This is a genomic window from Kushneria konosiri (assembly GCF_002155145.1).
GTDB lineage: Bacteria > Pseudomonadota > Gammaproteobacteria > Pseudomonadales > Halomonadaceae > Kushneria > Kushneria konosiri.
In genome coordinates this window covers 1,608,195-1,633,324 of the sequence record NZ_CP021323.1, presented here as the reverse complement: position 1 = coordinate 1,633,324, position 25,130 = coordinate 1,608,195, and the positions used below count along the sequence as shown (strand labels likewise).

General features: G+C 62.5%; 21 protein-coding genes. 8 read left to right on the top strand and 13 right to left on the bottom strand.

What is annotated here, in order from left to right:
- The first annotated feature begins 139 nt into the window (after nucleotides 1-139).
- Nucleotides 140-802 carry a GntR family transcriptional regulator gene (locus B9G99_RS07610; protein WP_086621510.1) on the top strand — a complete coding sequence of 221 codons (663 nt, stop codon included), beginning with the start codon at nucleotides 140-142 and terminating at the stop codon, nucleotides 800-802.
- 43 nt (nucleotides 803-845) lie between these two features.
- Here B9G99_RS07610 and B9G99_RS07605 read toward each other — a convergent pair whose 3' ends face one another.
- Nucleotides 846-1,868 carry a 2-hydroxyacid dehydrogenase gene (locus tag B9G99_RS07605; RefSeq protein WP_086621509.1) on the bottom strand — a complete coding sequence of 341 codons (1,023 nt, stop codon included), beginning with the start codon at nucleotides 1,866-1,868 and terminating at the stop codon, nucleotides 846-848.
- A gap of 221 nt (nucleotides 1,869-2,089) precedes the next feature.
- Here B9G99_RS07605 and B9G99_RS07600 point away from each other — a divergent pair, with 221 nt between their 5' ends.
- The 3 genes from B9G99_RS07600 to B9G99_RS07590 are packed head-to-tail and all read left to right on the top strand — an operon-like array spanning nucleotide 2,090 to nucleotide 6,812.
- Nucleotides 2,090-3,850 carry an MFS transporter gene (locus B9G99_RS07600; RefSeq protein WP_086621508.1) on the top strand — a complete coding sequence of 587 codons (1,761 nt, stop codon included), beginning with the start codon at nucleotides 2,090-2,092 and terminating at the stop codon, nucleotides 3,848-3,850.
- A 36-nt stretch (nucleotides 3,851-3,886) separates the two neighbouring features.
- Nucleotides 3,887-5,884, top strand: a complete 1,998-nt coding sequence (locus B9G99_RS07595) for a RecQ family ATP-dependent DNA helicase (protein ID WP_086621507.1) — start codon at nucleotides 3,887-3,889, stop codon at nucleotides 5,882-5,884.
- Nucleotide 5,885: 1 nt separating this feature from the next.
- On the top strand, nucleotides 5,886-6,812 hold the full coding sequence (locus B9G99_RS07590; RefSeq protein WP_086621506.1) for a histone deacetylase family protein: 927 nt from the start codon (nucleotides 5,886-5,888) through the stop codon (nucleotides 6,810-6,812).
- 38 nt (nucleotides 6,813-6,850) lie between these two features.
- On the opposite strand, the gene B9G99_RS07585 is transcribed toward B9G99_RS07590, so the two are convergent.
- The 12 genes from B9G99_RS07585 to hemC form a co-directional block, all read right to left on the bottom strand.
- Nucleotides 6,851-7,627: a glutaredoxin family protein gene (locus B9G99_RS07585; protein ID WP_165814139.1), complete on the bottom strand. Its 777-nt coding sequence runs from the start codon at nucleotides 7,625-7,627 to the stop codon at nucleotides 6,851-6,853.
- Nucleotides 7,628-7,732: 105 nt separating this feature from the next.
- Complete coding sequence (locus B9G99_RS07580) at nucleotides 7,733-8,293, bottom strand: cytochrome b (protein ID WP_086621505.1); 561 nt, start codon at nucleotides 8,291-8,293, stop codon at nucleotides 7,733-7,735.
- A 24-nt stretch (nucleotides 8,294-8,317) separates the two neighbouring features.
- On the bottom strand, nucleotides 8,318-9,097 hold the full coding sequence (locus tag B9G99_RS07575) for a copper resistance protein B (protein ID WP_086621504.1): 780 nt from the start codon (nucleotides 9,095-9,097) through the stop codon (nucleotides 8,318-8,320).
- Entirely contained in the window at nucleotides 9,090-11,246 is a 2,157-nt protein-coding gene (locus B9G99_RS07570) for a copper resistance system multicopper oxidase (protein ID WP_086621503.1), read from the bottom strand. The genes B9G99_RS07575 and B9G99_RS07570 overlap by 8 nt, the downstream gene beginning before the upstream one ends.
- A gap of 39 nt (nucleotides 11,247-11,285) precedes the next feature.
- Nucleotides 11,286-11,771 carry a cupredoxin domain-containing protein gene (locus B9G99_RS07565; RefSeq protein ID WP_086621502.1) on the bottom strand — a complete coding sequence of 162 codons (486 nt, stop codon included), beginning with the start codon at nucleotides 11,769-11,771 and terminating at the stop codon, nucleotides 11,286-11,288.
- Nucleotides 11,772-11,880: 109 nt separating this feature from the next.
- A complete protein-coding gene (locus B9G99_RS07560; RefSeq protein WP_227875977.1) occupies nucleotides 11,881-13,197 on the bottom strand; it encodes a sensor histidine kinase in 1,317 nt (438 codons plus the stop codon).
- Nucleotides 13,184-13,849 carry a response regulator gene (locus tag B9G99_RS07555; RefSeq protein ID WP_086621501.1) on the bottom strand — a complete coding sequence of 222 codons (666 nt, stop codon included), beginning with the start codon at nucleotides 13,847-13,849 and terminating at the stop codon, nucleotides 13,184-13,186. Before B9G99_RS07555 ends, B9G99_RS07560 begins: the two co-directional genes overlap by 14 nt.
- A 43-nt stretch (nucleotides 13,850-13,892) precedes the next feature.
- The gene (locus tag B9G99_RS07550) at nucleotides 13,893-16,625 is read right to left on the bottom strand and encodes a M16 family metallopeptidase (RefSeq protein WP_227875976.1); all 2,733 of its coding nucleotides are present in this window, start codon (nucleotides 16,623-16,625) and stop codon (nucleotides 13,893-13,895) included.
- A 134-nt stretch (nucleotides 16,626-16,759) separates the two neighbouring features.
- A complete protein-coding gene (locus tag B9G99_RS07545) occupies nucleotides 16,760-17,980 on the bottom strand; it encodes a heme biosynthesis protein HemY (RefSeq protein WP_086621500.1) in 1,221 nt (406 codons plus the stop codon).
- The gene (locus B9G99_RS07540; RefSeq protein ID WP_086621499.1) at nucleotides 17,977-19,299 is read right to left on the bottom strand and encodes a uroporphyrinogen-III C-methyltransferase; all 1,323 of its coding nucleotides are present in this window, start codon (nucleotides 19,297-19,299) and stop codon (nucleotides 17,977-17,979) included. Before B9G99_RS07540 ends, B9G99_RS07545 begins: the two co-directional genes overlap by 4 nt.
- Nucleotides 19,300-19,316: 17 nt before the next feature.
- Complete coding sequence (locus B9G99_RS07535) at nucleotides 19,317-20,105, bottom strand: uroporphyrinogen-III synthase (RefSeq protein ID WP_086621498.1); 789 nt, start codon at nucleotides 20,103-20,105, stop codon at nucleotides 19,317-19,319.
- A gap of 9 nt (nucleotides 20,106-20,114) precedes the next feature.
- Nucleotides 20,115-21,068, bottom strand: a complete 954-nt coding sequence (hemC, locus tag B9G99_RS07530) for a hydroxymethylbilane synthase (protein ID WP_086621497.1) — start codon at nucleotides 21,066-21,068, stop codon at nucleotides 20,115-20,117.
- A gap of 197 nt (nucleotides 21,069-21,265) precedes the next feature.
- Here hemC and argH point away from each other — a divergent pair, with 197 nt between their 5' ends.
- The 4 genes from argH to dapF are packed head-to-tail and all read left to right on the top strand — an operon-like array spanning nucleotide 21,266 to nucleotide 25,117.
- Nucleotides 21,266-22,693, top strand: a complete 1,428-nt coding sequence (gene argH, locus B9G99_RS07525; protein WP_086621496.1) for an argininosuccinate lyase — start codon at nucleotides 21,266-21,268, stop codon at nucleotides 22,691-22,693.
- Nucleotides 22,690-23,007 (top strand): LPS translocon maturation chaperone LptM, encoded by a 318-nt coding sequence (gene lptM, locus B9G99_RS17305; RefSeq protein ID WP_086621495.1) that lies wholly within the window; start codon nucleotides 22,690-22,692, stop codon nucleotides 23,005-23,007. Before argH ends, lptM begins: the two co-directional genes overlap by 4 nt.
- Nucleotides 23,004-24,290: a diaminopimelate decarboxylase gene (lysA, locus tag B9G99_RS07515; RefSeq protein ID WP_086621494.1), complete on the top strand. Its 1,287-nt coding sequence runs from the start codon at nucleotides 23,004-23,006 to the stop codon at nucleotides 24,288-24,290. Before lptM ends, lysA begins: the two co-directional genes overlap by 4 nt.
- A complete protein-coding gene (gene dapF / locus B9G99_RS07510; protein WP_086621493.1) occupies nucleotides 24,287-25,117 on the top strand; it encodes a diaminopimelate epimerase in 831 nt (276 codons plus the stop codon). The genes lysA and dapF overlap by 4 nt, the downstream gene beginning before the upstream one ends.
- Nucleotides 25,118-25,130: the final 13 nt, after the last annotated feature.

The window sequence follows — 25,130 nt, the reverse complement described above, 5'->3', positions numbered from 1 at the left end:
ACACTAATCGTTTATAGTGTGAAAAATCGATTTTTTACTATGGCGTCGTATTCTCCTGCGGGTCAAGCCCCATGTTGGCGGGTTACCCGGGAATCGCGTGATAGTGCGTTGGTACACCTGCATTAAAGGATCCGTTCTTATGAACACCGAAGCCTCTGCTGCGAGCACGGCGGCAGGTCAGCTGTACGCTGTATTGAAGCGCGACCTGATCGATGGCCGCTTTACGGCGGGACAAAAGCTTGCGATCACGGCACTGAAACAGCACTACGGCGTGGGGTTGAGTCCACTGCGGGAAGTGCTCAATCGTCTGGCCGCCTATGGCCTTCTTGAGCAGGAAAATCAGCGCGGCTTTCGGGTGCCGGCCCTCAGACGCAGTGAACTCGACGACATCACCGACCTGCGGCAGCGGCTCGAGGGTCAGGCACTGACTCAGGCACTCCAGGCAGGCGGCGATGAATGGGAAGCCGGCCTGCTGGCGGCCTTTCATCGGCTCAAACGGGCCGATGACGCGCCGGAGCGGCTGGAGCACTGGGAGCAGATGCACCTGCAGTTTCATCGTCATCTTCTCGAACCCTGTGGCTCGCCCTGGCTGCTTCGCTTCATTGAACAGCTGCATGACCAGTTCGACCGTTATCGTCGCATGGCACCCGCCAACGACACGGTTCGAGCGACCCTCAACGAGCAGCACGCCCAGCTGGTCGATCTGGCCATGGCACGCGATGTCTCTGCAGCACGAACACTGCTTGAAGAGCACATCCGGCTCTCCTTTGAGGTCGCCAAAGGCGCCTGTCACGGGCATTGACCGCACGCGGAGGTCTGCCCGACCGCTGCTGCCAGACCACGCCTTATGAAAGGGCTCTCGCCTCTCGAGCAATCAGGGCATTGTCACAGTGCTCGCCGCGCATCAGGCAAAGCAGGTTCTGAAAGGTTACCTGAGCGATTTCGCGCAGGGCCTCGACCGTGAAAAATCCCTGGTGGCCGGTGACCAGCACATTGGGAAAGGTCATCAGCCGCATGAAGATGTCGTCATCAATGATTTCGGAGGAGTGGTCCTGAAAGAACAGCCCGCTCTCCTGCTCGTAGACATCAATGCCCAGTGCGCCGAGCTGGCGCGACTTGAGTGCCTCGATCACGGCGCGGGTGTCGATCAGCGCCCCGCGGGAGGTATTGATCAGCATCGCGCCGGGTTTCATGCGCTCAAGTGACGCCTCATCGATCAGATGGTGGGTGGCCTCAAGCAGCGGACAGTGCAGGGATACGATATCGGCCTGCGAAAGCAGGGTCTCGAGCGCCACGATCTCGCCGATGTCCTTGAAGGCCGGAGCGGGAAAGGGATCGCTGCCCAGTACCCGGCAGCCCAGCCCTCGAAAGATACGCGCTGTGGCAAGGCCGATACGGCCTGTGCCGATAATGCCGACCGTTTTGCCCTGCATCGTCATGCCCAGCAGACCCTCCAGGGCAAAGTTGCCCTCGCGGACCCGATTGAAGGCGCGATGGGTATGGCGGTTGAGGGTCAGGGCGAGCGCCAGCGCATGCTCGGCGACAGCTTCAGGCGAATAGGCCGGCACCCGGGCGACAAAAAAGCCCAGCCGTTCGGCAGCGGCCAGATCGACGTTGTTGAACCCGGCACAGCGCAACACGATGGCTTTCACCCCCATGTCAGCCAGCGCCTCGAGCACACTTTCGTCCAGCACGTCATTGACGAACACGCACACGGCGTCACTGCCCTCGGCCAGCGCCGTGGTCTGGCGTGACAGGGCCACCCGCTGATAGATCAGCTCGAAGGGCACATCGGCCAACCCTTCAAGACGGGTCTCCTCAAAGAAGCGTTCATCATAGGGCTGGGCGCTATAGACGGTGACTTTCATGACACTCTCCGCGGGATGACGGCGCACAAGGCGGCTGTTGACGATCCATTGCCTACGATTTTAGCAAGGGGCGCACGAGCAGTTTTGATGCAGGACAAATGGCTGAAAAAAGCGAGGCCCTGCCCTGTCGGTCGTCATGAAACGGCGTAACATGGGGCTCTGCCCGGCCAGGTTTCAGATGCCATCGAATCGATCGGACGCGACCGACTAAAGAGTGCCTCATGCTGCAACCCGTATCCCGCCAGAGTGATCTGACATTAGAGAAGACCGCCATCCCGCCTCGCCCGGAAGACGTCAGCACCTGGGCGCCGCTGTCGATTCCTGCCTTTCGCATCATCTGGATCGCCAATCTTTTCGCCAATCTGGGCGTGTGGGCGCAGTCGGTGGCTGCCGCCTGGGTAGTCACGTCAGCCCAGGCAAGTCCCGTCATGGTCGCCATGATTCAGGTCGCCGCCGCCGCCCCGCTGGTGCTGATGTCGATCGTGACCGGCGTGATCGCGGATAACTACGACCGACGCCGGGTGATGCTGTTCGGGCTTTTCATCGAGGTGCTGGGCGGCGTCTTTATCACCGTCATCGCCTTCATGGACCTGCTCACGCCGACGCTTCTGATTGCCTCGATTTTGTGTGTGTCCGTGGGCGGGGCCATCACGACACCGGCCTGGCAGGCCGCCGTCAATGAGCAGGTACCACGCAATCTGGTCAGCAGCGCTGTCCTGCTCAACAGCGTCAACTATAACGCCGCCCGCGCCATCGGCCCGGCCATCGGTGGCATGCTGCTGGCAGCGCTGGGGCCGGCGTGGATCTTTCTGCTCAATGTCTTCTGCTTTTGCACCCTGATCTGGGCGCTGTGGCGCTGGCGACGCGCGGTGCCCGAAAAGCATCTGCCGCCCGAGCGGCTGTGGGAAGGCATCAAGGCCGCCATCCACTTCACCCAGTACTCCAGCGTGACGCGTCTGATCATGCTGCGCTCATTCGTCTTTGGCATCTCGGCCAGCGCCATCTGGGCCCTGCTGCCGCTGCTGGCCCACGATCATCCCGGCGGCAGCGCCTCGCTCTATGGCTACATGCTGGGTGGGCTGGGCGTCGGGGCGATTGCCGCCAGCATGCTGGTCAACCGGGCGCGACGGCGCCTGGGCAGCAGCCGATTGATCAACGTGGCGGCCATGGCGCTGGGCGGCGTGATGCTGGTCCTGGGCGGCATCAGTACGCTCTGGACGGTATTTCCGGCCCTGATCCTTGGCGGCAGCTGCTGGATTGCGGCGGTGGCCTCCTACAACTCCTCCGTGCAGGTGCTGGTGCCGGACTGGGTCAAGGCCCGAGCGCTGGCACTCTATCAAACGGCGCTCTACGCCGGATTGACGATGGGCTCATTTCTCTGGGGCCACATGGCCGAAAGTCTGGGCACGCAGACGGCACTGTTGATGGCCGGGGCCCTGCTGATGGTCTCGGCACTGATGTTCTGGCCCTCGCGCCTGCCGGCGCTGGACAGCGACAGCCTCATGGGCGCGCCGGAGGCCCGAATCGAGGCGCCGGATTTCGACTTTGACCCGGCCCGCGGCTCGGTAATGGTCACCATCGAATATCGCATCGAGGCCGATCAGGTTCGCGACTTTGCCCGCGCGGTACGTCCGCTGCGCCGGCTCAGGCTGCGTAACGGCGCCAAACGCTGGTCGCTGTATCGCGATATCGAAGCGCGCGACCTCTGGCAGGAGGTCTTTCTGGTCCCCAACTGGCTGCAGCACCTGCGCATGCAGGACCGCCAGACGCTGGCCGACCGCGCCATCATCGAGCGGGTGGCCGCCATGCATGTGGGCCCCGAACCACCGCGCATCCGCCACGGTGTGAGCTATCGCACGGCCCGTTACGACGGCGAGGGTATGGCCCTCAGACCGGTACAGACCACCGCCCATGATGATCAGGCCCCCTGGGCGATGGAGGATCATCACGCAGCCCCTGACAGCGCGCCGCCCGGGCGTTAGGCTGTCGCCTCTTTCAGTGATGACCGGAGCCTTCGCATGCCCACTGACGCGACCGCCGCCGCGCGCCACACCCTCGAGACGGTTTTCGGCCTCGAGCACTTTCGCGAAGGCCAGGGCCCGGTCATCGAACGGGTGCTGGCCGGACGCTCCACGGCAGCCATCTTTGCGACCGGCGCCGGCAAATCGCTGTGCTATCAGCTGCCGGCACTGCACCTGCCGCACCTGACACTGGTCATCTCACCGCTGCTGGCGCTGATGCAGGACCAGCTCGCCTTTTTGAAATCCCGCGGCATTGCGGCCGCAAGCATCGACTCGACCATGGACCGCGACGCCGTGCGCGAGGTGATGACGCGCGCCCGCCAGGGGGAGTTGAAGATTTTGATGGTGTCGGTCGAGCGGCTGCGCAACGAACGCTTTCGCCACTTTCTCCACCAGATCCCGATTTCCCTGATGGTGATCGACGAGGCCCACTGCATCTCCGAATGGGGCCACAACTTTCGACCGGACTATCTACGCCTGCCCGAATACCAGCGCGAGTTCAATATCTCTCAGGTGCTGCTGCTGACGGCCACGGCCACGCCAGGCGTCATCGAGGACATGCAGCGAAGCTTTGACATTGATCAGGGCGATGTCATCACCACCGGCTTTTATCGCCCCAACCTGAACCTTCAGGTGCGACCGGTGGCACAACCGCAGCGTCTCGAGGCGCTGATCCACTGGCTGGCGCCGCAGCAGGTGGCAGGTCAAAAAGCCCCGACCATCATCTATGTCACCCTGCAGCAGAGTGCCGAGACCGTGGCACGGGCGCTGCTGGCGCGCGGCCTTCAGGCACGCGCCTACCATGCCGGCCTGACCTCCGAGGTGCGCGATGAGATCCAGCAGCAGTTCATGCGTGGCGAGGTGCCGGTCATCGTCGCCACCATTGCCTTCGGGATGGGTATCGACAAGCGCAACATTCGCAATGTCGTGCATTTTGATCTGCCCAAATCGATCGAGAACTACAGCCAGGAGATCGGCCGTGCCGGCCGTGACGGTGCGCCCTCGACCTGTTTGATGCTGGCCGGCCGTGATGGACTGGGCGTGCTTGAAAACTTCACCCACGGCGACACGCCGGAGCGCGAAGGTATCCAGCGGGTACTGCAAGAGATTCAGGCCGCAGGACAAACGCCGGAGCGCCAGTGGCCGGTGGTGATGAATACGCTCTCGCGCGACAGCAATATTCGGGCGTTGCCGCTCAAGACCCTGCTGGTACGCCTTGAAATGATGGGTGTGATCGCGCCGCGCTTTACCTATCTGGCCGAATATCGCCTGCGTTACGAGATCGCCCCGGCGACGCTGGCCGCCAGGTTTGAAGGCGAGCGGGCGAACTTTGTGCAGCTGATCATCGACAATATCCCCATTGCCCGCACCTGGGGCACGGTGGATTTTGAACGCCTCCATCAGGCGGGGCTGGCCGCCGGGATCGATGCCACGCGTACCCGCGTCATCACGGCCCTTGAATACTTTCAGGACAAGGGCTGGGTGGTGCTGGAAGGCAAGCGCATGACGGATGTCCTTGAGGTCTGTCAGCCCGACATCGACCCACCTGCCATGGCGCGCGAGCTGCATGAGGGGTTTTTCCATCGGGAGCAGGCCGATATCGAGCGATTATCCAGCATGCTCTCCCTGTTTGAGACCGACACCTGCCTGTCACGGCGTCTGGCGCTGCACTTTGGTGATCCACGCGCCCCCGAGCGGTGTGGCCACTGCTCGGTCTGCGACGGCCATGTCGCCCGACTGCCGGCCTCGCCGATGGCCACAAGGCTTGAGGACATCAATGTCGATGAGCTGGCCGATCCCTTTATCGAACGCCATCAGGCACACTTTCAACGTCTGCCCACGCCGGAGCGGCTGGCGCATTTTCTCTGCGCGCTGGCCATGCCGGTATTTACGCCACTCAAGGTGCGAGGGCTGAACGCGTTCGGGGCACTGGAGGGCTATCCCTATCCGCAGGTACGCGCCCGGGCCGAACAGATTCTGGAGGCGCGAGGCTAGAATGCGCCTGCCGCTGATTCATCATCCGGGGTACACGTTTGACTGGCCGGAACGACACCCCTTCCCGATGGCCAAGTTTCGCGCCCTGCGAGAGCAGTTATCAACGCTTGGATTTGACGATGATCCGCTGATTGACTGGATCACGCCAAACCCGGCCACCAGCACCCAGCTCCTGCGGGCCCACACGCCGGAGTATCTGCAGACCTTTTATCTGGGCGACAGCGACCCGGCAGCACGCAAGCGCAGCGGCTTTCCCTGGTCACCGGCACTGGTCGAGCGCACGCTGCTGGAGGTGGGTGGGACGCTTTCGACCCTAAAAGCCGCGCTGAACACGGGGCTGGCCTGCAATACGGCCGGTGGCACGCATCACGCCTATCCCGATGCGGCCAGTGGCTACTGCCTGCTCAATGACCTGGCCGTGGCCGCCCATGAGGCCATGGAGGTGTATGGGATTCGAAGGATTCTGATCATCGACTGCGACGTGCATCAGGGCGATGGTACCGCCCATGCCTTCCGTCGCGACCCCAGGGTATTCACCTTTTCGATCCATGGGGCACAGAACTTTCCGTTTACCAAGCGCTCGAGCGATCTGGACATCGCCCTGCCCCGCGGCACCAATGACGAGGCCTATCAGAACGTGCTGGAAAGGGAAGTCGCGGCGCTTCTGGAGCAGTTGCGCCCGGAGCTGGTGTTCTATGACGCCGGCGCCGACGTGCACGACGGGGATCGCCTGGGGCATTTCGAGCTGAGTCTTGAAGGACTCTACCGTCGCGATCTGTTTGTGCTCGAGCAGTGTTGTCGTCGTGACATTCCGATCGCTGCGGTGATCGGTGGCGGCTACGACCGAAACCTTGCCGCACTGGCCGAGCGCCACGCACGGCTCTTTCTGGCCGCAAGAGCCATCGTGGCGGACAGTAGCGGCACATGAAGGCCGGCTCGAGGGTGCCTGCTGCCAGGTCTGACAGATCAGCCTGCCAGCATGCGGATCGGCATCCAGAGGCCCATCAACAGCATCATCAGATTCTCGGTCAGCGACAGAAAGCCCAGCGGCACGTTGCTGCCGCCGCCGACACAGGCACACTTGAGCTCACGCTTGTCGATATACACGGCCTTGAAGACCGATACGGCCCCTACAGCGCCGATGAAGATCGCCACCGGGGCGGCAATCCAGATCAGGGAACCTGCGATCATCAACACCCCTGCCAGCGTTTCACCAAAGGGGTAGAGATAGGCATAGCGCACGTCACGCTGGGCGAGCAGGTCGTAGTTGAGAAACATGGTCGAGAAGGTTTCGACATCCTGCAGTTTCTGTACGCCCAATAGCGTCATGGCCACCGCAATGAACCACTCCAGCGCGCGAAGGGTAAAAATGGTGTCGTAGACCGCCCAGCTGATCGAAAGCCCCATCAGGAAGGCGACCGCAAAGATGGCGATCACCGGCTGATAGGTGGTTTCCCCTTCCTTTTTGACACGCTTGCCAAAATATTCGCGCACCTCGCTATAGCCCCCGATGCGCTCGTTTTTGATGAAGGTTTGCGGCGTGGTGTCCACATCATGCTCGGACTTGAAGCGATCCACCTCCTCGCGCGAGGTGAGCCAGTGGTCCTCGACATCAAATCCCTGGCGTTCCAGCAGCGATTTCGTCTTGAGCCCGAAGGGGCAACGGTGGTCGGTCATGACCATACGATAGAGGACAGCCTTTTGACGATGGCCATCCCTGCTGTCAGTGGCGGCATTGCTCATTGAAGATCTCCCTGTTGTCCGTGACGTCCTGTCATCGCTTGAAGCTGCCGGCGCGCAAAACGTCCACCCCGGAAGCCTTCAAAGAATAGTCAATGTTGACCGGTGTCACTGGCGCTGGCTGGAACGCCCGATCATGCGCCGAAGGGTGCCATCTCGCTGGATCACGCCATGCCAGATCAGCGCCATGCCGACATGGCCGGCCATCACTATCAACAGCGACCAGCCCAGCCAGGTATGCCATTGACGCGCCAGCAGCATGGCATCGACCCGGGCCGGGCCGCCGTCAAACAGCGCCATCCCCAGCGGGGCGAAGGGCTGGCCACTGGCCCAGGTCATGTAAAGTCCCAGAGCCGGTATGGCCAGCATCAGAACATAAAGCAGCAGATGCGAGGCGCCGGCCAGTCGTGCCAGACCCTGTTGATGGGGCGGCCGCCTCGACAGGTTGAGCAGTGCCCAGAGGGCTCGCAAAACGATCAACACCATGAGCAGTGTGCCCAGCCAGCGATGGGTGGAAAGCCAGGTCTGAACCCAGGGAGGATGTCCCCAGAGCCCTTTTGCCGTCATGCCACCCAGTTGCCAGAGCAGCAGCGCCCCGATGCCCCAGTGCAGCCAGCGGCTGATACGACCATAACGCTTTGGGGTGTCACGCCATTGAACATGAAGCATTGCTCGCCTCCCATGCCCTGAAGATCAGTACCAGGCGCGCAGCCCGACCACCAGCGCCGTGGTCGATTCGTCGTGATCGTGGTCACGTTCATGACTTACGCCGATATAAGGGCTGATCTCGCGCATCAATTCATAACGCAACCGCAGGCCAACCTCACTGCTGTTAAGCCCCTGCCGAAGGCCGTATTCCGGAACATCCTGCAGTGATGCCGAGACCTCCATACGCGGCTGCAACACCCACCGCTGGGTGAGGAGCATTTCGTATTCGAATTCAGCACCCATGCTGACGTCACCGTCATCACTGACGTAGAGCGCCGTATCGGTCTCCAGCATCAGAGGGGCCAGCCCCTGCAGACCAATCACCGCAAAGCGTCGATCCGGGTCGGGATTGAAGTCCTGACGTACCCCCGCCTGCAGGTTCCAGAAGGGCGAGATGATGCGGCTATAAAGCAGCTCCAGGTTGCTGCTCTCCGGGCTGCCACCATTGATCGGCCCTTCCCCTTCGCTTTTCCACCAGAAGCGATGCGTATCGTTACCAATCCAGCCCTGGGCATCCCACAGCCAGGCGTTGGGCGCGCCGGCACTGTCGCGATATTCAAGCCGGTCGACCATCACCTGACTGAAGATCGCATCGTCATAAAGAGGTTCGGGCCAGTCGGCCGGTGAGCCGCTATGCGCACTGAGCGGCCCTTCGGGGATCACGCTGTCCACACTGGCACGACCATGCTGATCGGCCGTTGCAAGCGACGGCAGCGCAAGCGCCAGCGTCAGGAGACCCCACTGGAAAACCCTTGAATCAGACATTGGACAGGACCTCCGCCGGTGCGACGCGTACGACCCGGAACATGCCGGCGTCCATGTGATACAGCAGATGACAGTGGAAGGCCCAGCGTCCCGGCTCGTCTGCCGTCAACAGCAGCGAGGCACGCGATGCCGGCAGGACGCTCAGGGTATGCTTGAAGGGGAGCCGATCTCCCTGACCGTTCTCCAGCTCCATGAACATGCCGTGCAGGTGAATGGGATGCTCCATCATGGTGTCATTGATCAACACCAGTCGGATCCGGTCTCCCAGCACGATATCGATGGGTTCGGACTCGGAATACTTCACGCCGTCGAACGACCACATGTAGCGCTCCATGTTGCCGGTCAGATGCAGCTCGATGGTGCGTGACGGCGGACGCTGATCGCGCATGGGCCTGATGTTACGCAACTGGCTGTAGGTGAGGACTCGATGACCGACGTCTTCGAGTCCTGTCCCCGGCTCGCCCAGTCGATAGCGCAGCGTCTCAGCCACGTTGATGTTGCCCGGGCCATGATCGCCAGGGCCATGTTGACCCACGACCGGGCCCATGCCACCGCCTGCTTCCATCGCGCCGTGGTTCATGCCGGCCATGCCGCCGTGGTCCATGCCCTTCGAGGCCGAGGCGCCGTGGTTCATGCCGGCCATGCCACCGTGGTCCATACCCTTCGAGGCCGAGGCGCCGTGGTTCATGCCAGACATGCCGGCCATACCGCTGTGATCCATCCCCTTTGAGGCCGAGGCGCCGTGGTTCATGCCAGACATGCCGGCCATGCCGCTGTGATCCATCCCCTTCGAGGTTGAGGCGCCGTGGTGCATGCCGGCCATGCCGCTGTGATCCATCCCCTTCGAGGTTGAGGCGCCGTGATTCATGCCGGCCATGCCGCCGTGATCCATCCCCTTCGAGGCCGAGGCGCCGTGATTCATGCCGGCCATGCCGCCATGATCCATGCCCTTTGAGGCCGAGGCGCCGTGATTCATGCCGGCCATGCCACCGTGGTCCATGCCCATGTCCATCATGGTCCGCTGGGGCGGCTTTCGAAGGTCTGGCACCGCCGCGCGCATACCGGGGCGGGGCGTCAGCGTGCCCAGTGCATGCCCGCTTCGATCCATCGACTCCGCCACCAGCGTATACGCCCGATCCGCCTGTGGCTCGACGATGACATCATAGGTTTCTGCCACACCGATCTGGAACTCATCGGTGTCGACCGGTTCGACCTGCTCGCCATCGGCGCCGACCACTGTCATGGCCAGCCCCGGAATGCGAAAATTGAAATAGGTCATCGCCGAGGCGTTGATCACCCGCAGCCGGATACGCTCGCCGGGACGGAACACGCCCTCCCAGCCCACGGCAGGATGAAGCCCGTTCATGAGATAGCTGTAGGTGGCGCCCGTGACGTCGGCGATATCGCGAGGGCTCATGCGCATGTTGTTCCAGGCCAGACGATCTCTGACGGTAGCCGCCCATCCCTCCTTCTCCACCGCGTCGAAGAAATCCCCCACCGTGCGCTGGTTGAAGTTGTAGTACTCCCCCGAGCTTTTCAGCCGGGCCATGATTCTGTGCGGGTCGTCGAAGGTCCAGTCATTGAGCATGATCACGAATTCCCGATCCGCCGTGACACGATGCGGTGACGCAGGGTGGACCACCAGCGGACCGGTCAGCCCTTTCTGCTCCTGCATGCCGGAGTGGCTGTGATACCAGTAGGTACCACTCTGGCGAACGGGAAAGCGCACCTCGAAGGTCTCGCCTGCAGCGATGCCGGGAAAGGAAACCCCGGGCACACCATCCATCTGGAAGGGCAACAGCAGGCCATGCCAGTGGATCGAGGTGTCTTCATCAAGATGATTGTGAATACGCAGATGGGCCTGCTGCCCTTCCCACAACTCGACCAGCGGGGCCGGAATCGAACGATTGATGGTAATACCGCTGCCATGGCCGCCAGCGATGGCGACTCGTTCGCGACGCACGTCGAAATCCAGCAGGACAGGTCCCGGCACACCGCCATTCACCTGTGCCGCATTACCCGCCCGCGGGGTCAGCGGCGCTCCGCGGGCGTAGCCCGGCAGCAGCGCGCTCACACCGGCCAGCGCCCCGGTTCCGGCCAGCGCCAGAAGCAGGCGGCGGCGGTCGTTATCCATCAAGTGTCGCGTCATGGGAGACAGTTCCAGAAAAGTGATTGAAGCAGGCGTGCCCTAGGGAGAGGCGGTCAACATGACCGTCCCTTTCATGCCGGCTTCGTAATGGCCGGGAATGAAACAGGCATATTCGATGCGATCCCCATGAGTCGGCGCCGTCCATATCAGGGTTTGCGTGGCACCGGGCTCGATGGTGACGGATGACGACATCATGTTGTCGTGGCCGTCACCGTGATGGCCCTCACCATGATGCCCTCCATGCTGCTGCATCATTTCGCGATGATGTTGCTGCATGCTGGCGCTGCCAATCGAGAATTCATGAGGAATCATGGCCACGTTTTCGATCCGAAAACGCACGGTGGTACCCGGCGCCACCTGCAACTGGTCGGGATCGAACCACATGCTGCCTGCCTTGATATCGATGGTGCGCGCCACGGCGGGCGCCTCACTCGCAGCAGAGGAAGAAGAGGCGTGATCGTGTCCGGTATCGGCCAGTACCGGAGAGGTGATGATGAGAAGGCCGGCCATCAGCAGGGCTTTCATGAGCAGACTCCGCAGGAGAATATTCCTGCATCCTGCGCCTGCTTTCTGAGAAGAACCTGAAAAACATCACGGTCGGTATCGTAAACGACATTTTTTGACTGGTGCCCCGTCAGACCCGCGGGAACTCGATGTCGACGCGCAGCCCGCCCAGTGACGCTCGCGTGTAACGCACCTGTCCCTCATAGCGTTCCATCAGCTGGGCAAGGATGGACAATCCCAAACCATGGCCGTGACGCTGCTCATCCAGCCGCCAGCCGCGCTGGCCCAGCTGATTTAGCAGCTCATCGGGCACGCCCGGACCATCGTCTTCAATTCCAAGACCCGGTGGCTGATCACACAGCGTCAGCTCGACGCGCTGGCGAGCCCATTTCCCGGCGTTGTCCAGCACGATACCCAGCATTTCCATGCCGTCCTGACGTTCCATCGGCCATCGTGTCGCAGTGGTCTCGGCGCGGGTATCAAGCGCAAACATGACGTCGGGATAGAGTGAGGTGAACATGTCCAGCAATGAATTGACGTCCGCCATGCTCATGGACTGCTGACCGGCACCTGGGCCGGCAATACGGGAACGCCGCAGCTCGGCGCCCAGTTTCTCATCGATGTCGTGGAGGCGCTCCAGAAGGCGCGTTCGCCGCTCGGCGTCCAGCTCGCGGCGCGAGCGCAGCGATTGGATGACGGCCGTCAGTGGCGCCCTGATGGCGTGCGAGAGATTGGCAAGCGACTCCCGCGAGCGCTGCTGGCGGCGCTCCTGATCATCCAGGAAGGTATTGAGCTGCTCGATCGGAGCATCCAGTTCGGACACGGTTTCAATCTCAAGGCGTGACCTTTTCCCCTGTTGCAGCTCTACCAGCTGACGGGCAAGCCTTGAAAAGGGGAGCAGCGCCCGGTTGACGGCCACCAGGTTCAGCAGCAAAAGCCCTGCCAGAATGGCCGCCGAGATGACTGCAATCCACTTGTGCAGCCGCGCAAGCCCACGTTCGATACTGGCAAAGTCCTCTCCGATGACCAGGGTCGCAGGCTGGCCCTCGAGCATGAATCGAGTCCGCCAGATCAAAAGACGATGGTCACGCCACTGCCTTTCTTCGGCCTTCTCCAGAGGCCCCTTGAGCAGCGGAGTCAGCGCCGGCAGGCGGTCAGGATGAGAGCTCTTGAGCTGTCCATTGACGTCCAGCAGGTAGAAGTGATGAAAGATATCAACACTGCCGGTCATTACCCGGGGGTCCGGTGACTCGGGACCGTGGCTGGACTGCAGGTGCTGCACACTGTACAGCGCCTCCTGCTGGAGTCGATCTGCCAGAAATTCACGGGCGAGACGATCCAGCAGCATCCCATGCAGCCACCAGGTAACGATCACGACCGTCATGGCCATGATTGTCAGCGTGCCCAGCAACCGCAGGCGTAGACTTCGTCGGTCAGGTAGAAACAAGCATGTACCCCTCACCCCGCCGGGTCACGATGCGCTCTCGCCCCAATCGGTGCCGAAGTCGTGCAATGTAGACCTCGATCAGGTTCGGGGCGGCGGCATCCTGCTCAAGGGCATAGAGCTGATCCAGCAGATGATGCTTGGAGTGGACGCGATCCGGATAATGCATGAGATAGCGAAGCAGGCGAAATTCGGTCGATGTCAGCGTCTGCCATTCGCCCTGCCCCAGGCGGCACTGCTGGCGGTCCTCGTCCAGAAGGATATCGTTGACTTCCAGAACACTGGCGAGTGTGCCGGAACGACGACGCAGCAGCGCCTGCAGGCGTGCCAGCAGCTCCTCCTCATGAAAAGGCTTGGTCAGGTAATCATCGGCACCGGCACGCAACCCTTCCACCTTGTCGGTCCAGCCGTCGCGGGCGGTCAGAATCAATATCGGGACTGACCAGCGCTGCGACCGCCACTGTCTCAAAAGCTCGAGTCCCGATCCATCCGGCAGCCCGAGGTCCAGTATCGCCAGTGAATAGGGCTCCGTATTCACCAGCGCCCGCGCTGTCTGGACAGTGGCCGCAGTGTCCGTGCTGTAACCGGCCTCTTCCAGACATTCGGCGAGGCTCTCCGACAGGAGAGCATCATCTTCTACCAGCAAGAGCTTCATCCTGGCTCCTTGTACCCTGGCTGAATTCGAACCGCGCGGCAGATCAGGGCGTATCAGGCCCCCGAACGCCAGTGACAAATCCGTCCGGACGAATATACGCCCTGAAGGCCTTTTGCACCTCATCGGGTGTAAGTTTCACAAACTTCTGTGCGGCCTTCGTGGTGGCATCCAGCGGCTTGTCGGCAAGTGCCAGATTCAAAAGCGAGCCGCTGATGGCACCGTAGCTTGCCGACTGCATGGGCATCGCCCGCAACAGAATGCTCTTGGCCCGGTGCAGATCGCTGTCGCTGACCGGCTCATCCTGCATCCGCTCGAGATTGCGAATGACCAGCTCGCGGGCCTTTTGCACATTGTCGGGGTCACTGCCGAAGCTGACATTGAAGCGACCGCGATGGGCCTCGAGACTCAGATTCGAGCTCACCCCGTAAACCAGCCCGCGCTGTTCGCGCAGCGCCTGATGCAGCCGCGAGGCAAAATCACCGCTGAGCACCTGATTGCCCAGAAACAGCGCAAAGCGATCTTCACTGTCGCGATCGATATCCATCATCTGCGACATGGACACCTGTGACTGGCTCGCCGCGCTGTCAGGCGTGTGATAGGCGCCGGCGGCGTTGAGTGGCACGGCCGGATAATCCACCTCCGGTTTCGGGCCCTGCGCCTGCCAGTCGCCGAAATAGCGCGCCACCTGATCACGCACCTTGTCGGGGTCGACGTCACCGACCACCACCATGGTGGTCATGTCGGGACGCGAGATGCGCGCGAAATACTGCTTCACGTCATCAAGCGTAATGCCCTTGATCGACTCGGGCGTCGCGTGGCGCTGCATGGGGTCGTCCTTTGGTAGCAGCGCCGCCAGCATGGCCTGAGCATTCTGGAATCCCGGACTTTTCAGACGACCGGGCAGCGCCTGGGCACTCTGCTGCTTGAGGGTGTCAAAGGCGTCTTTCGAAAAGACTGGATTAAGCTGATGATCGGCCAGCAGCGCCAGCCCTTCATCGAAATGCGCCTTCGGCACGACCAGCCCGAAGCGGGTACCGGCACTTTCCTCGGCGCCCAGCGCATCCACTGCCGCGCGCAGCGCCCGACGATCCAGTGACTGGCTGCCGTAGCCGTACAGGCCTTCCAGGATATCGGCAACGCCCTCCTTGCCCGGCGGGGTCTGAAGGTCTGCGTTGGTCTGGATGGCCCCGCTGACCATCACGCGATCGCTGGCCGTTTCAGGCTGCACGATCAGGCGCAGGCCGTTGTCCAGCCGGTAGTCCTTCGGATCGAGCGTCGAGACCGGAATATCGAGGTTATCAAAGGCGTGCGCCGCCCAGGAGGGCAGCGTCACCGGGCCGCTGGGCGTGGTGGTCAGATCCTCCGGCTTGCCGTAACCCTCGCTGCTGGTGGGCTCACCGGAGGTTTCCGGTGTCAGCACGGCGGTAATGGCGTGCTCGGGTTTCAAAAGCCTTTGGGCCAGCGCGTTAACGTCCTCTACGGTGACCGCCTCATACTGCGCCTTCATTTGTTGAGGAGAATCGAGCCCGCGCTTGATCAGCGCATCGGACCAGGCGCTGGCCAGTCCCGACACCGACTCGCGCGAGGCATCCACTTCCGCAATGATCCGACGCTTCGCCGCCGCGACCAGCGATGGGTCCACGCCGTTTTTGACCACGTCAGCGATGATATGGCGCATGCGGGCCCTGACCGGTGCCGGATCGGCGCCCTGAGGGAAGACGCCCACCGCCATGGCCAGTCCCGCATGAGGCTGCAGCTGTCCGCCCATGCCGCCGGCCAGTGCCGTGCCGTCATACCCCATGGCGGCGAGCTCGCCACGCTCGGAGCCCAGCACGTCCAGCAGTACCTGGGTGGTCGCGAAATCGTCGTCCTGCAGACCGGGCGTGCGCCAGCCCATGTAGATCGAGCCGTAGGGGCTATTGGTAGGCAGTTCGATGGTACGCGCCCTGACCGGTTCGAAATCAAAATCGGGGCGGCCGGGCAGCGTCTTTTCGGGGATGTCGCCGAACAGGGTCTTCACGCGGGCAAGCGCCTGCTGCGGGTCCACATCGCCGGCAATCACCAGTGTGGCGTTGTTGGGCACATACCACTGGTCGTGGAAGGCCTTCAAACGCGCGGCGGTAGTATTATCAAAGGAGTCGCGTGTCCCCAGCGGCGTCCAGGCGTAGGGCGTGCCGCGATAAAGCTCCTCGACCAGCTGGGTATAAAAGCGAAAGGCCGGATTGGAAAGATTGCCCGACACCTCCTGTTCGATGGCGCCGCGCTCCTGGGCCCAGTCGGCCTCACTCATGTCGATGGCCTTCATGCGCGAGGCCTCGATGTGCAGGGCCACGTCCAGATCCTCGGCCGGGACGGTGAAGTGATACTGGGTACGATCATTCTCGGTAAAGGCGTTCATGTTGCCGCCCATGTTGGCTGAAATGACCGAGAGCTGATCCTTTGAAAGCCCCGGCCCACCCCGGAACATCATGTGTTCAACGGCGTGCGCGGTGCCGGGGAAATCGCTGGAGGCTTCGCTGGCGCCGACGTGATAGTTGACCTGAGTGGTCACTACCGGCGCGAGATCGCTGTGAACGATCACGACTTCGAGGCCGTTATCGAGCGTGGTGCGCAGCACATCGTCCGACTGATCCTGGGCCTGAACGCCGGTTATGCTCGCCGCAGCCAGCCAAAGCCCTGCGACACAACGACCTGCAAGACAACGCCCTGAGCGCGCCAGCCTGGCGCGCCACGAAGGACCTGGGGGATTCATGATGCCGGTTGACTGCATGAGCATGACTCTCCAAAACATGACGCCCGAGACGTTGATACGCGCTGTGGCCGCTCACGGACTACAGGCGTGAACTCGAAAATGGTGACCGTTCCATGAAAAAGAGCGCCCGCAGGCGCTCTGTCATTCAAGCTTCGACACTAGCTGGTGTGTTCGCTGGGCTGTGGCAATGCCGGCAGCGAGCGGTCCAGCAGCTCCACGCTCTTGCGATAGTAGTGCTGACTCTTGCTGTGCTGGCCAAGGCTGGCATAAAGCCTTGCCAGCTCGGCACAGGCCACGCCGCTCGGGCGCTGACGATGACTGGCCTCGAAATACTCCTGTGCCTTGCCCCAGTAGGCATTGCGCAGCGAGAGCCGGCCGAGCGTCATCAGAAGCTCCGGATCGTTGGGACGCTCCTGCAGCCATTTTTCAGCGGTCACCAGCTGACGGCTCGGATCAACCGACAACAGCCCGTAATGCGCGACCAGCCGGCTGTCCCAGCGATTGCGCAGTGACTGGCGAATCATGCTTTCGGCTTCGGCGGCGTCATTGCCGCGCTCCAGCACGGCCGCCTGCAACAGCACCAGGTCCACATCGCCGCGCAGGGATTCCGGCATACCGGCCCATAGCGCACGCGCCTGATCGACATCCTGTTTCTGATCGGCCTGGGTCAGAAGTGCCAGATAGGTGCGTCTTTCGAGCGTTTTGCGCTCTTCCTCGCTGATCAGGTCATGGCGTTCGAGTTTCGGCAGCAGCTGGCGCAGACCTTCCCAGTCTTCGACATTGAGGTAAGCCTGCTTGAGCAGCTTGAGCACCTGCGGATGCTCGGGCATCTGGGTCTGCAGCCGGGTCAGGGTAGCGAGCGCCTGCTCGGACTGCTGACGATCCAGCATCAGCTGCGCCTGCACCAGACCCACGGCACTGTCAGCACCCTCGGTGCTGTGATGGGCCTTTTTCAAAAGCTCGTCGGCCTGTTCGTGACGCCCCTGATAGTGGGCCGCCAGCGCCGCGGAGAGATAGTTGACCAGCGGCGTGGAGGAGTCCTCGGCCGAGCGGGTCAGTGACTGCTCGGCACGCTTCCAGCGCCCTTCGGCCAGTGCCACCAGTCCCTTGACGGTACGGTGCATGGCCTGACGGTTACGGGTACGCGCATTCCAGAGCTTCATGCGGCTGACCGGACGACGCAGACGCCAGAGCAGACGCAAAACGAAATGCACCACCAGAAAGAGTGCAAACAGCAGCAGCAGGCCAAACCAGAAGGAGGTCTGCAGCGAGATGTCGCCGACCCGAATCAGGATGTAGCCCGGCGTGGACATCATCAGCTGGCCGATCAGCGCCCCGGCCGCCAGCCCGACGACAATGAACAGGATCAGCTTTCTCATGAAGACGCCCCCTGGCCGCTCTGGCTGCCCTGATTATTCTGGCCGCTCTGGCTGGACTGGCCATTCTGGCTGGACTGACCCGATTGGCCGCTCTGACGGGCTTGCTGCAAACGCTCCAGTGCATTGATTGAGCCACTGATGTCAGGCAGCTCAGGGCTGATATTGCGCTGTGACAGCGACTGGATCTGCTCGCGCAGACGCTGAACATTGCTGTCGTCGGTGCGGAAATAGGTCGTGATCAGCGTGCCGGCGCGCTCAAGGCTGTCCTGATAGATCGCCTGATTGCTGCGCATGACACCCAGCTGGGCCTGTTCCAGCAGCAAACGCACGTTCTGACGCAGATAGCCTTCCTGTGCAGGCGTAATCAGTGCCTCCAGCGGCTCGTCGTGACGGCGCACCGTGACCAGATCCTTGAGCTGAGTGCCCATGCGCGAGAGCTGTTCGCGCCAGCCACCGGTAAAGAGCGAGCCGTCATCCTTCTGCGCAGCCAGCGCTTCACTTTCCTGGGACAGCGGCAGCTCATCAACGCGATCGGCCATTGCCGAGAGCGTCAAAAACAGGCCGTTGCGATCCACCTCGGGCAGGCTTTTCAGCTCGGAGAGTTCAGAGGCAATCGCACGGCGTACCGGCAGCTGGGCCGGGTTGTCGATCTGCTGCAGGCGCTGATCAGCGGTTTCAAGCAGCGACTGGGCACCGCTGATATCCCGCTCGAGCTGCAGACGCTGGTTGGCCATGCGCAGCAGGTATTCGATCTCGGCGTTTTGCCACTGGCGCTCGTCAGTCTGCTGACTGCGCGTCAGCTCTTCCATCACGCGCGACAGCGCCTGATCGTTTTCCTGCAGCTTTGACTGAAGCTGGCCAAGGCGCTGGTCACGCGACTCAAGCGCGCTTGAAACCTCGCGGGAAGACTGACTGCTGCTCTGCTGGACCTGATTGACATCCTGACGCAACTGATCCATCGCGTTGCGCTGCTGCTCGAACAACCAGGCGCCAAAGCCGAGGGCTGCCAAAGCCAGCAACAGCAGAACAAGTAAAACGGGCAGCAATATAGAACGACGACCCCCCTTCTGGCGCGGGCGATGCTCGGGACGCATATCACCGGGTTCGAACGGCCGACCGCTGCTGCTGACACCGGACTGGGCCGAGCCCGGCCCGGTCATGCTGCCGGTACGCGCATTTTCACCGGTCACTGCGGCATTTTCCGCCGCCCCACCGGTCCCGGTGCCTGTCGCGGCGCCATGAATCGATGCATCACCAGTAGACGCACTGCCGGAAGATGCATTGCTGCGATCGTCGTTATCGTTTTCCTGCTTGCTCATTTATCGCTGCCCTTTTTTTAATCGGGTATGCCTAGCGCCTGCTGCCAGGCCATGGCCGAGGTCTCTGCCAATGTCTGCGGCGTGGCATCGCCGGCAATGAAAACACATTCGAAGTGATCCCTGTCTGCCATTGTAGCCAATCGCTGGCTGGAAACGACCAGCGGTCGCTTCCGGGTCACCGGGGTACACCATCGTTCAAGGTACTCGAGCTGCTCCTGGCTGGTCACGATCAGTACCGCAAACTCGCCTCGCGCCAGCCGGTCACGCATGTCTTCGCCGGGTGGCTGTAGCCGTCGTTCATAGAGTGACAGCCGTGATACCTCGGCGCCACGCTCAAAAAGCGTCTGCTCAATCAGCTCGCGTCCGCCCTCGCCCGAGACCAGCGCGACCCGCTCCCCGGCGACAGTCTGAAGCCCCGGCAGCTCAAGCAGTGCTTCACTGGCACTGCCCGTGCCCGGTGCCGGGGCGCTGACCTCAACGCCCAGTCCGACCTTCAACACCTCTGCGGTGCTCACGCCGGTGGCATGAAAATCGATACCGGTGGGCAGCTGTGGCCAGCGTGCCTCGATGGCCTCGATCAGACAGGTCGCGGCAAACGGACTGGTGCAGATGACATGACGGAAGTTGTCCAGATCATACAGGAGCGTGCGCGCCTGTGGGTCCGGTTCGCGTGCGACCAAAGTCATGATGTCCAGAGAAAGGGGCGCCAGCCCGATCGCTTCGAGCGCCTGCTCCAGCGCCTGCGCGCGGGCACCGGGGCGGGCAATCAGGGCAACATCATGCCGGGTCGAACACGAAAGGGACATGCTGACTCCTCAGCGCGGCGGCCGTTCGTCGGCGTAGACGGCATCAAGAATGGCGCCGGCACCACGGGTGAGCAGCTCTTCAGCCACCTGAATGCCCAGGGTTTCCGGGTCGTCGGCCGGCCCGCGCGCTTCGGCATGGATGACCTGTGAGCCATCGGGTGCGCCGACCAGCGCTCGCAGCCACAGCGTCTGATCGTTGTCTTCCAGCACCGCATAACCGCCAATGGGTACCTGACAGCCCCCTTCAAGGCGCGTGTTCATGGCCCTTTCGGCTCGCACCCGAAGGCTGGAGGAGGGATCAATCAACGGCGCGATCAGCGCTCTCAGGGTCTCATCATCGCTGCGACATTCGATGCCAAGCGCGCCCTGACCACAGGCCGGCAGCATGACCTCCGGGGCCAGCCGTTCGGCAATGCGCATGTCCAGATTGAGCCGCTCAAGCCCGGAGGTAGCCAGCACGATCGCGTCAAACTCGCCGCCGTCGAGCTTGCCAAGCCGGGTCTGGACATTGCCGCGCAGGCTGAGCACTTCCAGATCGGGCCGGGCGGCACGGATCTGCAGGGCGCGACGAAGACTCGAGGTGCCGATGCGCGCGCCCTGCGGCAGCGCATCAAAATTCGGATAGTCGTTGGAGACAAAGGCGTCGGTGGGCGCACCGCGATCCAGAATGGCATGCAACCCGAGCCCTTCGGGGAAACTCATCGGGACATCCTTCATGGAGTGCACGGCGATATCGGCAAGGCCTGCCAGCATCGCCTCCTCGAGCTCCTTGACGAACAGGCCCTTGCCGCCAATCTTGGCCAGCGGCGTATCCAGAATGCGATCCCCGCGGGTGGACATGCCTACAAGTTCGACCTCAAGCCCGGGATGCAGGGCCTCGAGACGAGACTTGACGTGTTCCGCCTGCCACAGGGCGAGCTGACTCTTGCGGGTGGCAATTCTGATCGTGGCTCTGTCGGACACGAGCGCTCCTGATAGCGGTCAAAACGAGAAGGGCATGATAAAGCAGTGACGCCTGGCAAAAAACAGTCATTGCAGGCATCACAGGGGTGTGTCGCGTGCCGACAGGCCATCGACTTCTTGTTACACTGACGCGCCCATGGAGGCGGCAGTGTGCCGGCCTCCCGGTCCCGACCCTTTCGATGCAGGATCGCCAGCAGATGACGCAAACCACCAATCAATCCTGGGGCGGTCGCTTCAGCGAGCCCACCGACGCCTTCGTGGCGGCCTTTACCGCCTCCATCGGCTTCGACCAGCGCCTTTATCATCACGACATTCGCGGCTCGATTGCTCATGCCACCATGCTGGCACGTGTGGGCGTTCTGACCGATGACGAGCGTGACGCCATCGTGGACGGACTCACACAGATCGAGGCCGAGATCGAGCGCGGTGAGATCGAGTGGTCCGTGGCGCTTGAAGACATCCACATGAACATTGAAGCGCGTCTGACCGACCGCATCGGCATTGTCGGCAAGAAGCTGCACACCGGGCGCTCGCGCAACGATCAGATCGCCACCGACATCCGTTTGTACCTGCGTGATGGCATCGACGCCGTCGCCGGTGAGCTCTCGCGTCTGCGCCAGGGCCTGATCGAGCTTGCAGAGCGTGAGGCCGACACCATCATGCCGGGCTTTACCCATCTGCAGAGCGCCCAGCCCGTCACCTTTGGCCACCATCTGCTGGCCTGGCAGGAGATGATTGCCCGCGATCAGGAGCGCCTGCTCGACGCGCGCAAGCGGGTCAACATCATGCCGCTGGGTGCGGCAGCGCTGGCCGGCACGACCTACCCGATCGACCGTCACGTCACCGCCGAACTGCTGGGCTTTGAGCGCCCGGCCGAAAATTCGCTGGATGCGGTCAGCGACCGCGATTTCGCCATCGAATTCACGGCGTTTGCCAGCGTGCTGATGATGCACCTGTCTCGCATGAGCGAAGAACTGGTGCTGTGGACCAGCGCCCAGTTTGACTTCATCGACCTGCCCGATCGTTTTTGCACCGGCTCCTCGATCATGCCGCAGAAGAAAAATCCTGATGTGCCCGAGCTGGTACGCGGCAAGACCGGGCGCGTCTATGGCCACATGATGAGCCTTCTGACGCTGATGAAATCCCAGCCGCTGGCCTACAACAAGGACAATCAGGAAGACAAGGAGCCGCTGTTTGATACCCTCGACACCGTGCTCGGCTCCCTGCGCGCCTTTGGCGACATGATCCCGGCAGTGCGGGCCAAAAGCGACAACATGTATGCCGCCGCCAAACGTGGCTTTGCCACCGCAACAGACCTTGCCGACTACCTCGTTCGTCAGGGCGTGGCCTTTCGCGATGCCCACGAGATCGTCGGCAAGGCGGTCGCCTTCGGTATCGAAGAGGGACGTGATCTCTCCGAGATGACGCTTGAAGAGCTCAAGCGCTTCTCCAGCCATATCAGCGATGACATCTTTGACTACCTGACGCTGGAAGGCTCGGTGGCCGCACGCAACCACATCGGCGGCACGGCTCCCGACCAGGTGCGCGCCGCGGCCCAACGCGCCCGCGACGCGCTGACAAGACTTCCGGCCCACGCCCTTGATCAGAAGGATGGTGCCCAATGAACCGCCTGATACTGGCCATGATGACTGCTCTGGTGCTGGCCGGCTGCGGCCAGACCGGTCCGCTTTATATGCCTGACAACCAGCAGGCCCGCGACCGCTACGACCCGCAGGGCGACCATCAATCAGGCGACGTCCAGGCGGACAGCGCAAAGCAGGATAATGCACAGCAGGGCGATGACACCGAGCGCCAGAGCGCAGTCAGCGTGCCCGATGGCGACAGCAGCCCCGAGACCACCACGGCGGGCAAGGTCGGCGGTGCGGCCACTACCGTAGCGCCGGCGGCACCGGCCGCTGCCGGTCAGGGGGGCACATGAGCACGCATTTTGTCTGGCACGATGAGCAGCTGCATGTTGAGCAGCTGCCGCTTGCAAGCGTGGCCGAACGCTTCGGCACGCCCTGCTATGTCTATTCAGCCGCGGCCTTTCGCCAGCACTTTCTGGATTACGCCCGGCCGCTCGAGGGCACTCGGCATCTGATCTGCTACGCCCTCAAGACCAACTCGAATCTGGCCATTCTCAATCTGCTGGCCCGTCTGGGCGCAGGCTTTGACATCGTCTCACGCGGTGAGCTCGAGCGCGTACTGGCCGCCGGGGGCGATCCGGGCCGGGTGGTCTTTTCAGGCGTCGGAAAGCGCGAGGATGAAATGGTCCGGGCGCTGGAAGCAGGCATCAAGTGCTTCAACGTGGAATCCGAAGCCGAGCTTGAGTGCCTCAATGAGGTGGCCGGCCGCCGCGATCAGGTGGCCGCGATTTCCATTCGGGTCAATCCGGACGTCGACGCGCGCACGCATCCCTATATTTCCACAGGGCTCAAGGACAACAAGTTCGGCATCGCCATTGCCGATGCCGAGCGCGTCTACCAGCGCGCCGCCGAGCTCAGCCACGTCAATCCGGTCGGCATCGACTGTCATATCGGCTCGCAGCTCACCGAGCTCTCGCCCTTTCTGGACGCGCTGGACCGTTTGCTGGCGCTTTATGACCGACTCGGCGATCAGGGCATTCACATCGAGCATCTGGATCTGGGCGGCGGTCTGGGCGTGGATTACGCCGGTGAGACACCACCGCCGGTGGCGGACTATATCGCTGCCCTGCGTCAGCGCATCGGGGACCGCGACGTCGAGCTCATCTTCGAGCCCGGCCGTTCGATTGCCGCCAATGCCGGCGTTTTGCTCACCCGGATCGAGTATCTCAAACCCGGCGAGGCGAAAAACTTTGCCATCGTCGATGCCGCCATGAATGACCTGATCCGGCCGACGCTCTATCAGGCCTGGCAGAACATTACCCGGGTGGATCAGCGCCAGACGCACGAGACGAAGCACTGGGACATCGTCGGGCCGGTGTGCGAGTCCGGCGACTATCTGGGCAAGGACCGCGAACTGGCCGTTGCCCAGGGCGACCTGCTGGCCGTGCACTCCGCCGGCGCCTATGGCTTTGTGATGGCATCGAACTACAACACTCGATCACGTCCGCCGGAGGTCATGGTGGTGGGTGATCAGATGCATCTGGTACGCGAGCGCGAACCGCTGGCCGCGCTCTGGGCCGGCGAAGCACTGCTGCCGGAGGCGGCCATCGCGCCGCAGGGAAGCCACGCTTCATGATGCTGCACTTCACCAAGATGCACGGGCTGGGCAATGACTTCATGGTGGTCGATCTGGTCACCCAGCGCGCGCGGCTCGACAGCGAACGCATTCGGGCACTGGCCGACCGTCGCTTTGGCATCGGCTTCGACCAGCTTTTGCTGGTCGAGCCACCGTCGCGTCCGGACATGGACTTTCGCTATCGCATCTTCAATGCCGACGGCAGTGAAGTGGAAAACTGCGGCAACGGTGCACGCTGCTTTGCCCGTTTCGTGCTGGATCAAAGGCTCACGGCCCGGCGCGAGATCGCCGTCCAGACGGCCGGCGGCAATCTGGTGTTAAAGGTCGCCGAGGATGGCCGGGTGCGCGTCGACATGGGGGCACCCCGCTTCGCACCGGGCGATATTCCGCTGACGGCCGACGACGAACGCCATGCCTATACGCTGGACGTCGATGGCGAGGCGGTCACCATGGACGCCCTGTCGATGGGCAACCCTCACGCCGTCATTGACGTCGACAATGTCGACCAGGCGCCCGTGTCCACCCTTGGGCCGCGGATCGAGGCGCATCCGCGCTTTCCCAGACGCGTCAATGTGGGCTTCATGGAGGTCGTGTCGCGCCAGAGCGTGCGGCTGCGCGTGTTCGAGCGCGGCGTGGGTGAGACCCTGGCCTGCGGTACCGGCGCCTGCGCCGCCGTGGTCAGCGGTATCCGACGCGGTCTGCTGGATCAGCACGTCGATGTCACCCTGCCCGGTGGCACCCTGAGTATTGAATGGGCCGGTCCAGGACAGTCGGTCATCATGACCGGTCCGGCCGAACGCGTCTTTGACGGCCGTATCGTGATATAGCCCAGCCCTTTCG